Origin of the sequence: Streptomyces sp. ADI95-16, assembly GCF_003721495.1 — a bacterium.
GTDB classification, from domain to species: domain Bacteria; phylum Actinomycetota; class Actinomycetes; order Streptomycetales; family Streptomycetaceae; genus Streptomyces; species Streptomyces goshikiensis.
Map to the genome: position 1 here is coordinate 1,563,863 of NZ_CP033581.1, position 13,671 is coordinate 1,577,533.

Genomic DNA, 13,671 nt, shown 5'->3' on the forward strand with positions numbered 1-13,671 from the left:
CCCCGCGTTGCAGCCTCCCAGCTCGACCCTTGCGGTGCCGTTGACCGGGTATCCGGCCCCGGGGCTTGGGACGATAATGCCTACGCGGGCGAGCGCCTCCTTCAGGCCTGCCAGCGGCGGCGCCCCGGCGCGCATCGCGTCGGCCTGCCGCGCGGATCGCTCCGCACGGTCCTTGGACGTCATCGTCATCGGTCTACCTCCGCCGTCTCGTGCAGGGCGGCCAGTGGGATCTCGCGCTCTCGGCTGCCGCTGGCATCCACGCGACGCGGGTACGCCATCCGCTTGAGTTCCTTGCCCGACTCGGGGTGGCGGTGCACCACCAACGCCGTCGCCCGCCACCGTTGCCAAGACAGGTCATTGACATCCTCCCCGCCCTAAGAACTCCTAACGAAATGATCTTCGAGGTGGCTGGATCGCTCCGGGAGCGTTGATCCGGGGGTGTGAGGTGGCTAGTGCCGGATCAGGCGACGTTTGCCCTGTTGTGATGTGACGCGCCGTCCGGGTGCTGTGCCGGGCGGCGCGTGAGGGTCACCCTGTCGGGGTGGCAGAACGAGTACGTGTGCACGAGATCGATGACGACGAGGGAAGGCGGCTGCTGCGGATCATCCGCAGGGGCACCGGGTCGGTGGTGACCTGGCGGCGGGCCCAGATGGTGTTGCTATCCGCGCAGGGCATGCCGGTGGCGAAGATCGCCGAGGTGTCGTTCACCAGCGATGACCGGGTCCGGGATGTGATCCACAACTTCAATACGGACGGCTTCGACTCGCTGTATCCGAAGTACTCCGGCGGCCGGCCCAAGACGTTCACGCTGCCTGAACGCCGCGAGATCAAGAAGATCGCGAAGTCCAAGCCGACTGAGCACGACCTGCCGTTCTCGACCTGGAGCCTGACCAAGCTGGCGGACTTCCTGGTCGCCGAGGGGGTGGTCGACGACATCAGCCACGAGGGCCTGCGCATCCTGCTCCGCGAGGAAGGCGTCTCCAACGCCTGAAGACCTGGAAGACCTCCCGCGACCCCGACTACGCGGCCAAGAAGGCCCGCGTCGAGCACCTGTATGCGATCGCCGACGGCGAGGTCATCCCCGAGGACGGCGAGCCCGAAGTCATCTTCTGCATGGACGAGTTCGGCCCGCTCAACCTGATGCCCCACCCCGGACGGCAATGGGCCGAGCGCGGCGGCAAGCACAAGGACCCCGACCGCGAACCACGCCGACGGCGCCGGGCCACCTACAACCGCTACGGCGGAGTGCGACACCTGTTCGCCGCACTCGACCTGGCCAAAGACAAGCTCTACGGCCACATCAAACCGATCAAGAGGCGCACCCAGTTCCTGGAGTTCTGCCGCTACCTGCGCAGCCGAGGTCCGGATCGCGATCGTGAGTGACAACTTCTCCCCGCACCTGACCACGAAGAGGTGCCAGCGCGTCGGCACCTGGGCCGCGGCGAACAACGTCGAGATGGCCTACACCCCGACCAACAGCTCCTGGCTCAACCGCATCGAGGCCCAGTTCACGGCCCTGCGCTACTTCACCCTCGACGGCACGGACCACGCCGATCACAAAGAGCAGGGCAGCATGATCCGCCGCTACATCATCTGGCGAAACCGCCACGCCGATGACCGGCGCCTACGCGCCGTCGTCGACAGGGCAAACGTTGCCTGATCCGGCACTAGTGTCCTGAGTCGGTAATTCGTCGGCAGTATGAGGCGAGGGATTCGAGAATCTGGTCGGCGGTCTTGGTCCATACGAAAGGCTTAGGGTCTTCGTTCCAAGTGGCGATCCAGGTGCGGATGTCCTTCTCCAGCGCCTGGACCGACTTGTGGACTCCTCGCCGTATCCGCTTGTTCGTCAGCTCGGCGAACCACCGCTCGACCAGGTTCAGCCAGGACGAGCTGGTGGGCGTGAAGTGCATGTGGAACCTGGGATGGGCCAGCAGCCACTTCTTGACCGCCGCGGTCTTGTGGGTCGCGTAGTTGTCGCAGATCAAGTGGACCTGGAGTCCGGCAGGGATCTCCTTGTCGAGCTTGTTCAGGAACTTCCTGAACTCCTCGGCCCGGTGCCGGCGATGAAGGGACCCGATCACCTTGCCGGTGGCCGCGTCGAAGGCCGCGAACAGCGTGGTGGTGCCGGCGCGGACGTAGTCGTGACTGGCCCGCTCGGGCACCCCGGGCATCATCGGCAGCACCGGCTGGGACCGGTCCAGTGCCTGGATCTGCGACTTCTCGTCCACACACAGCACCAGCGCCCGCTCAGGCGGATCGAGATACAGCCCCACCACGTCATGGACCTTGTCGACGAAGAACGGGTCCGTGGACAGCTTGAACGTCTCGGACCGGTGCGGCTGCAAGCCGAAAGCCCGCCACACCCGGGAAACGGTCGACTGCGACAACCCGGTCTTCTTCGCCATCGACCGGGTCGACCAGTGCGTGGCGTTCTCCGGCTTCGACTCCAGCGTCCGGGCGATCAGATCGGCGACCTGCTCGTCCATCACCGTGCGGGGCCGGCCCGGACGCGGCTCGTCCGACAACCCGTCGAGACGGTCCGCCAGGAAACGCTTACGCCACTTCGAGACGGTGTCGCGGGACACGCCGACCCGTTCCATCACCACACGCGTCGACACGGGAAAGCCGTCCTCCCCGACATCGTCACAGGCCAGAATCACACGGGCCCGCATCGCCATGTCCTGCGCGGACTTACGCCGCCGCACCCAACCCTCCAACACCGATCGCTCAGCATCAGTCAGATCCAGCGGCGCAAGCTTCGGTCCCGGGCGCGTCATGACTCAACTATATGGAAATTTAAGACTCAGGACACTAGCTGAGGCTAGCTATAGCTAAGTAGGGCTAGGTTTCGGAGCGAATAGAAGCAGGCAGGACGCCGACCTGGCCTTATGTCGACACAGTCGTTGATCCAGACAACAGTCACTGGTACTCCCAGATGAGAAGGCCGCTGAACAGCGGCGGAGCCGGATTCGCAGGGTCACCTGGGAGAGGTATGGGAATTGAGAGTGTCCACAGCCCGGCCCCCACCACTTCCTTCTCCCACACTCTCTGGAGATACCCAACTTCCGCTCCTCCATCGCGATCGTCACCTCGCTGTACGTACCCTCCACACCGGGCAGCTCGGGACTGACACGATGAGCGCACACCGCCAGATGTGCGGATCGACGGCCAGGCCGCGGGCCTGCGGGGCCACCCCGATCGCCTCCAGGACCAGCCCGCTCAGATCGGGTCGGGGCCGGTGCGACAGGCAGACGCTCGACGCTGAGATCCTCCCCGCCTTCCAGGGCGAGGGTGAACGTCTCGTCGACCATCAAGATCCAGGTCTCTTTGGTGTCCAGGTTCCGGCGGCAGGGCCTGTTGCCACTTCAACCAATGCTTACCGGTGTATGACGTCGACCCGATTCCTCTGGTGTGCGGCGGGCTGAGGCTGTGGAGTCGGTGTAGCGGACGTGGCGCATGTGGCGTATGTGCGCCCCGGGCCGTCTTGTCCGTTTCCCGATGGAGAGGGTCACCGGTGGATCAGCGAGTACTCAAGGGTGCAGTGGGCTTGGCAGAGCCTGGTGGTTGTGGTGCTGGAGGGCAGGTGTCCCACGGTGAGGCCGGTCAGGAGGAGTTGTTCCGCAGGTTTGGCTGGGGTTCGGCCGCCGAGGTTCCTTACGATTGCGTTCACCATGCCGTCGAGGTCCAGGCGGCCGGTCGGCCGATGGCGGTTGCGGCTGAGTTCCTGGGTGAGTCGATCACCTATGGCGAACTGGACCGTCAGGCCGACCGGCTGGCGTCGGTGCTGGAGGCCACAGGTGTGGGTCCCGGTGACTGCGTGCCGCTGTTCACGCGGCGAGGAATTCCGCTGCTGGTGGGTCTGCTCGCGGTGCTAAAGGCGGGGGCGGCGTACGTGCCCCAGGATGCGCTCGCCGCGCCGGCCGAGCAGCTGCGGCACATCGTCGCAGCGACCAGGGCCCGAGTGGTGCTGACGGCGGGCGAGCACGCGCATCTGATCCCGGCCGTTGAGGGAGTGGCGCTGATTGCCGTCGATGCGGTGATGGCGGAGCCTCTGTCCGAGCAGCAGGCGCGGTTCGTTCCGGCCCGGCCCGCCAGGGGTGATGACGGCTGCTACGTACTGTTCACCTCCGGCACCACCGGATCCCCGAACGGGGTCGTGGTCACCCACCGGAATGTGTGCAACCTGCTGTTCAACGAGCCGGGTGGACTGGGCATCGGTCCGGGACAGCGCGTGGCTCAGATACTCAACATCGCTTTCGACATGGCCGCCTGGGAGATCCTAGGGGCGCTCAGCCATGGGGCGACTCTCATCATCCGGGGCAAGGACATCGCGGAAGCGGTTCGTCGGGCCGATGTGGTGATCTCCACGCCCACCATCCTCAGCGGCATCGACCCCGCGTCGTGCCATCGGGTGAAGGTCGTCGCCGTCGCGGGGGAACCGTGCCCCCGGCAGCTGGCCGACCGGTGGGCGGCGCACTGCACGTTCTACAACTCCTGCGGGCCCACCGAGACGACCATCGTCAACACGATGCAGCGCCACACCCCCTCCGCGGGCCGGCTCACCATCGGCCGTCCCACCCCGAACAACACCGTCTACATCCTCGATGAGCAGCGTCGCCCGCTGCCGGTCGGCGAGGTCGGCGAGATGTGGGCCGGTGGTGAGGGGATATCCGCCGGTTATCTCGGTGATCCCGTACTCACCGCCGAGCGGTACGTGGCCGATCCCTTTCTCGGCGGCGGGCGGCTGATGTTCCGCACCCGCGACCTGGGCCGCTGGACTGCCGACGGCGAGCTGGAAATCCTCGGCCGTACCGACGACCAGGTGAAGGTCCGTGGCTTCCGGGTCGAGCTGAACGCTGTCTCCGCCGTGCTGGAGGGCCTGCCCGGCTGTGTGCGTGCCGCAACGCTGAAGCTGGACGAGCGGACCCTGGTCTCCTTCGCTTCGCCGGCCGGACTGGATTCCGCGGCCGCCCGGCAGGCCGTGGCCGATGCCCTTCCCTACTACTGCGTCCCGGAGACGGTGCACATCCTGCCCGAACTGCCCCGCACCAGCCGCGGCAAGATCGACAAAGAGGCCCTTCGACGCCTGGCCGAGCGCCACGGGGCTCAGGAGACCGTGCGATGAGGACGCCTCCCGGGACACTTCCGGACCGTCCGCAGGACATCACACTGCCCCGGCCCATTTCACGTGTGCGACGTGTGTGGAAACACCCGCGGCTGATGCACCACAACCGGCTGATCGCCCTCGTGCTGACGGCCAACCTCATCGTTCTCGCTGTCCGGCTCGCCGGCGACGGGCTGAACGCACATACGACGGGCCGCCTGGTGCTGGCGAATTTCGCCCTGACGGTCCTGATCCGCCAGCAGTACGTGATCAACGCGCTCTTCCGGATCGCCACGGCCGCCCCGCTGCACTGGCCGCTGCGGATCCGCTGGATGCTCGCGAAGGTCTACCACTTCGGCGGCCTCCACGTCGGCGGCGCACTCGCCGGCACCTGCTGGTTCCTCGCCCAGACTGCGATGCTGACCGTGGAGCGGGCCCCTGCACAGGTGCTGGCCGTCTCCTACCTGCTGCTGGCGCTGCTGATCGCCGTGGTCGTCATCGCGCTGCCCCCTCTGCGTTCCCGGCACCATGACCTGTTCGAACGTACCCACCGGTTCGGTGGCTGGGCAGCTCTTGCCCTGTTCTGGGCCCAGACCCTGCTGTCACTGCAGGCACAGGCGGCGGCACCGCTCACCGACCCCGGCATATGGGTCCTGGCCGTGCTGACCTTCAGCATCGCGCTGCCCTGGCTCCGGCTGCGCAAGGTACCCGTCCATATCGAGCGCCCCTCACCCCACGTGGCCATCGCCCGCTTCGACCACGGCGAGACCCCGTTCGCCGGCTCCTCGACCGCCATCAGCCGCAGCCCACTGACCGAATGGCACTCCTTCGCCAACGTGCCCGCACCCGGGCAGAGCGGATTCCGCCTCACCATCTCCCGGGCCGGAGACTGGACCGGCGCCTTCATCGACGACCTGCCCTCCCACGTCTGGGTCAAAGGCATCACCACGGCAGGCGTTGCCAACATCGAAACCCTTTTTCACAAGGTCGTCTACGTCGCCACCGGCAGTGGCATCGGCCCCTGCCTGCCCCACCTGCTGGCCGCCCAGGTCCCCTCCCGCCTGGTGTGGGCCACCCGCACCCCCCGCGCAACCTACGGCGACACCCTCGTCGAGGAAATCCTCACCGTCCAGCCAGGCGCAGTGATCTGGGACACCAACGAGCACGGCAAACCCGACATGGTGCGCCTCGCCTACGCCGCATACCAAGACTTCGGCGCCGAGGCCGTCATCTGCATCTCCAACAAGAAACTCACCTGGCAGGTCGTCCACGGCCTGGAACGCCTCGGCATCCCCGCCTACGGCGCCATCTGGGACTCCTGAGAAGGACCACACGACATGACCGACACGCAGTACCGCACCATCCATGTCAACCGGGCCGACCGGGTCGTCACCGTCACCCTTAACCGCCCGGACGTCCTCAACGCACTCAGCAGCGAACTGATGAGCGAACTCAACCACGCGCTGCTCCCACTGGACCGCGACCCCGGCATCGGCTGCTTCGTGATCACCGGGTCCGAACGAGCCTTCGCCGCAGGTGCCGACATCACCGAGATGGCACCCAAGACCGCCACCCAGATGGCAGCCGAGGACCACTTCGCCGGCTGGGAGACGTTCGCCGGCCTTCGCACCCCCAAGATCGCCGCCGTGGCCGGCTACGCACTCGGAGGTGGTTGCGAACTCGCCATGATGTGCGACCTCGTCATCGCCGCCGACAACGCCGTCTTCGGCCAGCCCGAAATCAGACTCGGCGTCATCCCCGGCATCGGAGGCACCCAGCGCCTGACCCGCCTCATCGGCAAAGCCCGGGCCATGGACATGATCCTCACCGGCCGCACCATGAACGCTGCCGAGGCCGAACACGCCGGTCTCATCTCCCGGCAGGTTCCCGCCGACCGACTGGCCGAAGAAGCAGCCGCCGCGGCCCGCACCATCGCCTCCCACAGCAAACCGGCCGTCCTCGCCGCCCGCGAAGCCGTCAACCGCGCCCTGGAAACCGGCCTCCAGGACGGCCTGCTGTTCGAACGCCGCACCTTCCACGCGCTCTTCGCCACCCAGGACCAGAAGGAAGGCATGCAGGCCTTCCTGCACAAGCGAGAACCCACCTTCACCGGACAGTGACCGTGGCTGCGAGGCTCCATTCCGGCACCGCGGCGGAGCCGGCGCACTGAGAGGAATCCGCCGTACGTGCCATAGGAAGTCCCGCACCTCGTCCTTGATGAGCTCGCGCGTCTTGTCCATGGCCTGATGACGCCGACCCGGCCGGACTCGTTCAGGCGGCCTGGCCGAAGCCAGTGGCGGCCGGGTCCTGCTCACGGAGCAAAGTGAGGTCCACATCCAGCTTCGTCTCGTACGCCTCGGGCTGGATGCCGAGCTCGTGCGTGCTGTACTCGCCGAATCGCGAAGATGGCGTCCCGTCATGTGGTGTAGCCGATCAAGGACGATGTGTGCGCGGGCTTGCTCGCCGGGTGTACACCCACGGAGGGCTCACGCTCTCTGCGCATGAGAGAAGCCACCGCGCAACTACTCGTAGCGAACGGCCAGTTCAACAACGGAGGTGTCCGGTGGCCCTGTCTCAGCATGACCTATTACGCCTGCTGGAGTCACTACGCTCGATGGACGGGCTCGAACTCGTCCGCAGGGTAGCCGAGCGGATGCTCCAGGAACTGATCGAGGCCGAGGCCACCGCGAGGATCGGCGCGGAGTGGAACGAGCACACCGACACGCGCACCGCGTTACGCAACGGCCACCGGGACAAGACGCCGACCACCCAGGCCGGCGACCTGGACCTCGCGATCCCCAAGCTCCGGTCGGGGAGCTTCTTCCCCGCCCTGCTGGAGCGGCGGCGCCGGATCGACCAGGCCCTCTACGCGGTGATCATGGAGGCTTACTTCCACGGCGTGTCCACCCGGTCGGTCGACGACCGGGCTCGCCGTCACCCCTCGCCGCGCACCGCGGCCACTATGCCGACCCCGCCGCCCGCGAGGAGGCCACCGCCCTGCTGCCTGCGCGGGTCCTCGCCCAGGCCGCCCTGCTCTCCGAACTCACCCGCCTTGTACCCGGAGCCGACGTCGCCGAGCTGAGCTTCGTGGCCGGCCTCACCGCCGCCCCCGCACTTTGACCGTCCGTCATCAAGTTTGAGCGGTCAGTCAGCTCCGCGGGCGTAGCTGCAGATGCCGGACCTGGTGGAGGGAATAGCGAGGGGCACAAGGCACACTTCACGTGTAACAGCCCATCGATCGACAAGAGGATCGAGCATGATCACGCTCAAGAAGGAAGACGGCCCGGCGGATCTGGACGGGGTGACGCATCTGTCCATCGGAGTGTCCTGGGACCCCACCGTCGGAAGTAGCGGCGGGCTTCTGGGGAAGATCCGCCAGAAGACCGGCACAGACCTCGACCTGATCGCCATCGCGATGTCGGGGGCGGAGCCGGTGCGACTGGCCGGCCTTGACTCTCTGGACCCGCTGGGCAACGGCTCGTTGGTGCACAGCGGAGACAACCAGACCGGGCACGGCGATGGCGACGACGAGACGGTGACCGTCGCGCTCGACCAGGTGCCGTCCACCATCACCTCCATCGTGTTCATCGCCGCCGCGTACAAGAAGCGCAGCGCCTTCCAGAACGCCCGGAACATCAGCTTCAAGGTGTACGACGCCACGGGCGGCAGCACCCATCAGGTCGCCGACATCTGGCCGAGCCTGCTCACCACCGATAACGGCTGCGCCGTGGCCAAGGCGACCAGGGATGGCGCGGGATGGAAACTCCAGGTGATCAATGAGACCGGGAAGATCAAGCAGGGGGACGAGCACGCCCTGATGCGCTTCGCCATGAGCAAGTAGCGGAGGTCGGTGGTTGGCGGATTTGAACCTCCGACTCGCCAACTACCGTGCAAGGAAGCCGCCGTCCAGAGATCAAAACGGCCCTCTGACGCAGCGCCGTACGCGCGGTCCGCCAGGCAGCGCTCGAAGTCACACCTGGAGACGTCGATCTGCGGTCACGTTGATGCCGATGCTTCAGCGAGCCTCGTACCCGGTTGGGGGAACGCCGCGCCAGGATGGGGCGCCCCAAGGCACCTCCGCCTGCCAGCGGAAGGAGGACTTCGCTGCCGGGTGGCTGCCCCGCAACTAGACACCAGTAGTCCCCCGCTGAGGGTGGTGTCGGTGGCGAGGGCGTGGAGAGATCCCCGGACGCTGCGCAGGGCGACAGGTCCGGGCACCGATTGCGGGACGTCTTCAGTCGACGGGTTCCACGGTCGGGAAGGTCCAGGTGCCGTCGAGGATCTCGGGGCGTGGTCGGTAGAGCCGGACGGTGTAGTTCCAGCCGTCCATGAGGTGAAGGCAGTGGGGCCGGCCGTCGGCGCATCCTCCGAGGTTGATGACGATCGAGCCGTCCGCCTCCTTCTGGGCGTTGTACTGGTTGAGGACGCAGCCGCCCTCACGGCTGTCTTCGAAGTAGCCCTCGGCGTTGTAGAGGGAGATCGACCAGAAGCCGTCGACGGGCACGTCTCCGACCACGATGCGGTACTTCCCGACGGGCAGGCCGGGTTCGACCGTCAGGTAGATGGCCTCGGCCTCGGGGAGGCCGGCCCAACCCGTCGCAGTGCCGATGAGGTGCCGCACGGGGTCGACCTCTTCGCGGCGGCCCCACATGCCCTCGGTTGTGGGCAGGGTCCGGCCAAGCGCGGCCAGCGCGTCCCGCACGGCGCTGAGGGAATCCTCGTCGTATTCCGGCACGACGAGCGGCTCAGCCGACCCCGCGGACAGCCGCAGACCGTCCTGCAGAGCATTGGCCTCAGCGACATCGGCGGGGTTGCCCGGGTCGGCTAGGACGCGCATCAAGAGGAGTACGTGGCGGGTGCCGTGGTCCTCGATGGTGAGCCGGTGCTCGCCGGGCGTGTGGATGACCTGGTTGACGTAGTGGTCCTGGTTGAGAACCATGAGCGAGGCGTAGCGTGCGCCGCTGTCCGGCATCGTGACGGTGGCGCCTTCGGCCAGGTCGACCACGGTGTAGCTGTAGAGCGTGTCGCGGTTGCTCCGGACGGATGTCTGCTGGTCGAGCGGTGTCGGCATCCGGTTGTGATGCCACCGGTTGACGCCACCGCAGATCGTCATCAGCTTTGCCATCGCGCGGTTGGATTCGGCCCGGACGAAGGTTTCGACCGTCACCTTGACCTTGTCGCTCATGGCCGGTGCTCAGTCCCAGGGGTCGAAGTTGTTCACGCCGTCGACGCAGCCCTGGTACATGTTGGCCAGGTCGTCGGGGACGATGTTCGCCAGACCGCTTGTGGTGATCGTCAGGTCCCGGTCCAGGGTCCGCGCCTTGTACGTCCAGCCGTCGGGCAGTGTGAGGCGCTCGGCCATGGCGGGGAGCGCTGATTCGGTGAGGCCGTGGTCCACGTGATCGGTGAAGGTCTGCATCACCCAGGTGATCCCGTCGGGCGAGCGCAGCATGAAGACCGGACGCCCGCTCAGGAACTTGTACGTACTGTTGCGGTGGATCTTCATCGGCCGGTAGGCCATCGACGACTGGTCCCGCTGCGGGTCGAAATCGGCCGGCATCTTCATGTCGGCCAGGCAGTTGAACATCAGGCCCCCCAGCTTGCGGGGCTCGCCGGCGATGGCGACGGTCAGCGCGTCCATCATCCAGAACCGCCTCGGGTTCTTCCACACCCGATCGGACCCGGTGTCCTGCGCCAGTTGCTCGGTGTCGATCGCCGCGAATTCCTCCGCCGGGCAAGGGCCGAACCCCGTGGTGTTGTAGACGAGCGCGTCGAAGCCGTCACCTGCCTGGCGCAGCAGGAAGATCTCGCCCTGGGCATAGGCCCGGGCATTCTCCAGATCCAGTTGCTTGTCGGTCATGTGGCCAACCCTGGTACCCCGGCCTGACCACCGCACCTTCTGACTTGCGAACGGGTGAGGCAGGCAACGCCGGCAATCCGGAGATACGAAGGACCACGTGGCGGAGGTCGGGGGTCCGGCCGAGCTGCCGGCCCGGCCGGACCGAGAGAGCTACGCGGATGCCGCAGACCGGTGCCGATCGGGGAGAAGCGCCCGGTCAGTCTTCACGCTGGTAGTTGTTCTCGAACTCGTCGAGAACGATGTGCGCGTCGCCGCGGGCGCCCACCAGCAGGTCTTCCTCGAGTGTGCGGACGCGGTACTCCCAGCCGGCGGGAGGGCTCAGTCGCGCGCCCAGGGTGGCCAGCCGGTCGGGGTCCAGGTTCGGGTCGACGCGCCTGGAGAGGCTCTGCATGACGAACACGTGCCCGTCGGGGGAGATCAGTTCGTGGACCTGGCGGCCCTTCCTGAAGGTCCACATCGTCGTCCGGTTCACCAGGAGCTGGGTGTAGGGCGGCCGCTGGGAGCTGAGGAACGCCTCCAGGTCGGGCACGTGGACATCGGCGATGGTCTGCATCGCGATGCCGTCCACAGAGGTCACCCGGCCTTCGTCGAACAGCTCGACGCTGACACTGTCCGCCAGCACGCGGCGGGGCCCGTTCATCCACACCGCGTCCCCGCGGAACTCCGTGGCCAAAGCTTCGGGGTCCAGGGCACGGAACTGATCGTCGGTGAAGTCCAACGGCAGGCCCAGAGTATTGTACACGATGCCCTTGGCCCCGGGCCCTTCGTCGTCCTTGGTGAAGACGACGATCTCGGCGTGAGGCACGCCGTGGATACCCTCGAACAGCTTGGTCACGGTACCTTCGGCTGGCGTTGCTGACATGCGCTGGCTCTCCGTCTCTGAACGGGGTCGTCGTGGCCCCGTTGGCCGGGCCTTTGGACGGGCTCCGGCTCTCCGAGGCAGCCTGTCGGGCCGTCTCTCCTCTTGGAAGATATCCGGGCAAACGGTATACAGCTTCTCGGCCTGCACTCGGGTGCCACGCCGTGCGGCCCGCCGTACCGAGAAGCGCCACGGCGAAGGGCCGCGCGACTATCAGAAACGGTTGTTTCTGCGACGAAGCTTGGAGGTCGCTTACAACGGAGTCGTGTTCACCGGCGCATCCAGCGTCGCAGTGACCCGCTACCGCTACCGCGGGAACACCATCGCGACCCCGTGGACTCCGAGTCAGACGTTCGCCGTGGGCGGCTGCCGAGTAGCCGGAGGGACTTTCACCCTCCGGCTCTCACAGAACCGTGCGTAACAGTCTCCCGTTACACGGCTCTTGTCGTCCTGATCATCAGATCACCACGGCGTTCGCGGTGGGAGTGAGGCGCCAGTGCGCGAACATGCGGGGATATCGCCGGGCGATCTCCTGCATCTTCGCGATGGCCTTCCGTTTGGCCGCGAGCCGTTCGTATTTCTGGCGGATCCAGCGCACCAGGTAGGCGTTGACACGCATCACGAAGGGGATCAGCTCCCATGGCCTGAAGCGGCCGTAGTAGTTGATCCAACCCGCCACGACAGGGTTGATCCTGCGGGCGAGCTCTTGGAAGGACAGGTCCGAGCGGGTGTGCAGGTGCCAGGACCGCAGCTCCCGTCCGTTCTGCCCACCCGGGCCCCCTGGGCGATCAGGCCTTCCAGCAGGGCCGTGAAGACACCGGCGTCCCGCCAGACACGAAAGCGGCCGTAGACGGTGGCCCAGGGACCGAACTCGGCAGGCATCTCCCGCCACTGACCACTGGAACGGAACCGCCAGATCACACCCTCGAACTGCTCCCGCAACCGCTCCGGATACGGACCGTACCTACCGATCGGCAGATACGGCTCGATGAACTTCCACTGGCATGGGTGAGTTGCCTGCGCGTCACAACCCCAGGCCTACCGGATTCCACCCCGCGAAGAGGACAGAACCCAGCAGCTGATCACGACATCACACAGGCCCTAGCTAGGCCCCGCGACCTTGTAGCGGGTGACGACGACCAGGGCGAACAGGACGAGGAGTACGACGACTCCCACGACCGCGGTGACGACTGGACTCATGAGGGATCCCCTCCTGCCCCTGTGGCAGATCGATGGTGGATGGGCAGACGGATGTCGTCAGCAGATCTGTGGGGTGTTCTGTCAGTGCTGCACGGCACGAACAGCGACGGAGGTTGACGAGAGGATGGCGGTGACCCATACCTCGGCGCCACGCTCCAGTAGAGTGTCGGTTGTGGCCGTGTACTTCACGGGTTGGCCGGCCAGCCGCAGCAGGACCTCGCCGTATCCGTCCGCGGGGATGGCGGTCACGACGCTGCCCGAAGATCCGATGAGCTCCTCGCCACGTGGGGCGTCCCCGCCGTGGTCCCGCATCAGGGCTCGGCTCAGCCGCCACGTGACCCAGCCGGCGCCCGCCCCAGCGACGGCTCCGACGGCAGCGGCCGGCCCCGGCCCGAGCCCCGTGGACCCGAGCATGATCGCTCCCGTGAAACCGAGCATCGAGACGAAGCCCGCGATCACCGGAAGCGACAGCCATCCGTCGAACAGGCCGCCGACAGCACCGTCGAAGAGACCCTCCAGGACTCCGTCGAACACCAATGAGGCAGCCAGCAGCACGAGGCCGGCAATGCCGAGACCCAGAAACAAGCCCATGCGCGCCTCCTGGCCGACTGTGCGATATCGATGGACGATGCGATCGTCGCACTCGTG

The 13,671-nt window shown here is 66.7% G+C and carries 10 protein-coding genes and 3 pseudogenes; 6 read left to right on the forward strand and 7 right to left on the reverse strand.

Features of this window, described 5'->3' with window-relative positions; all coding sequences use genetic code 11:
* Positions 1–541 precede the first annotated feature (541 nt).
* Positions 542–1,660: pseudogene (locus tag EES41_RS44140) on the forward strand (IS630 family transposase).
* 7 nt (positions 1,661–1,667) lie between these two features.
* Here EES41_RS44140 and EES41_RS06520 read toward each other — a convergent pair.
* Complete coding sequence (locus EES41_RS06520; RefSeq protein WP_123076457.1) at positions 1,668–2,777, reverse strand: IS630 family transposase; 1,110 nt, start codon at positions 2,775–2,777, stop codon at positions 1,668–1,670.
* 806 nt (positions 2,778–3,583) lie between these two features.
* Between EES41_RS06520 and EES41_RS06525 the strand changes: the two genes are divergently transcribed.
* The 5 genes and pseudogenes from EES41_RS06525 (at position 3,584) to EES41_RS06550 (ending at position 8,945) form a co-directional block, all read left to right on the forward strand.
* Positions 3,584–5,125, forward strand: a complete 1,542-nt coding sequence (locus EES41_RS06525; RefSeq protein ID WP_174261652.1) for an amino acid adenylation domain-containing protein — start codon at positions 3,584–3,586, stop codon at positions 5,123–5,125.
* Positions 5,122–6,426 carry a hypothetical protein gene (locus EES41_RS06530; protein ID WP_254211292.1) on the forward strand — a complete coding sequence of 435 codons (1,305 nt, stop codon included), beginning with the start codon at positions 5,122–5,124 and terminating at the stop codon, positions 6,424–6,426. The genes EES41_RS06525 and EES41_RS06530 overlap by 4 nt, the downstream gene beginning before the upstream one ends.
* A gap of 15 nt (positions 6,427–6,441) precedes the next feature.
* The gene (locus tag EES41_RS06535) at positions 6,442–7,224 is read left to right on the forward strand and encodes an enoyl-CoA hydratase-related protein (protein WP_123076461.1); all 783 of its coding nucleotides are present in this window, start codon (positions 6,442–6,444) and stop codon (positions 7,222–7,224) included.
* Between the two features lie 494 nt (positions 7,225–7,718).
* A pseudogene (locus tag EES41_RS06540) lies at positions 7,719–8,027 on the forward strand (transposase); the annotation flags it as partial.
* Between the two features lie 333 nt (positions 8,028–8,360).
* On the forward strand, positions 8,361–8,945 hold the full coding sequence (locus tag EES41_RS06550) for a TerD family protein (protein ID WP_123076463.1): 585 nt from the start codon (positions 8,361–8,363) through the stop codon (positions 8,943–8,945).
* A 393-nt stretch (positions 8,946–9,338) separates the two neighbouring features.
* Here the strand turns inward: EES41_RS06550 and EES41_RS06555 are convergent, their stop codons facing one another.
* The 6 genes and pseudogenes from EES41_RS06555 to EES41_RS06580 all read right to left on the reverse strand — a co-directional run bounded on the left by EES41_RS06555 (position 9,339) and on the right by EES41_RS06580 (position 13,614).
* Entirely contained in the window at positions 9,339–10,289 is a 951-nt protein-coding gene (locus EES41_RS06555; RefSeq protein WP_123076465.1) for a DUF1254 domain-containing protein, read from the reverse strand.
* 9 nt (positions 10,290–10,298) lie between these two features.
* Positions 10,299–10,964 (reverse strand): hypothetical protein, encoded by a 666-nt coding sequence (locus tag EES41_RS06560; RefSeq protein ID WP_123076467.1) that lies wholly within the window; start codon positions 10,962–10,964, stop codon positions 10,299–10,301.
* A gap of 196 nt (positions 10,965–11,160) precedes the next feature.
* Positions 11,161–11,799, reverse strand: a complete 639-nt coding sequence (locus EES41_RS06565; protein WP_123076469.1) for a hypothetical protein — start codon at positions 11,797–11,799, stop codon at positions 11,161–11,163.
* 481 nt (positions 11,800–12,280) lie between these two features.
* Positions 12,281–12,685, reverse strand: a complete 405-nt coding sequence (locus tag EES41_RS06570) for a group II intron maturase-specific domain-containing protein (RefSeq protein ID WP_254211735.1) — start codon at positions 12,683–12,685, stop codon at positions 12,281–12,283.
* Positions 12,580–12,851: pseudogene (locus tag EES41_RS06575) on the reverse strand (transposase); the annotation flags it as partial. The gene EES41_RS06570 and the pseudogene EES41_RS06575, both read right to left, overlap by 106 nt.
* A 253-nt stretch (positions 12,852–13,104) precedes the next feature.
* Complete coding sequence (locus EES41_RS06580; RefSeq protein ID WP_123076471.1) at positions 13,105–13,614, reverse strand: hypothetical protein; 510 nt, start codon at positions 13,612–13,614, stop codon at positions 13,105–13,107.
* Positions 13,615–13,671: the final 57 nt, after the last annotated feature.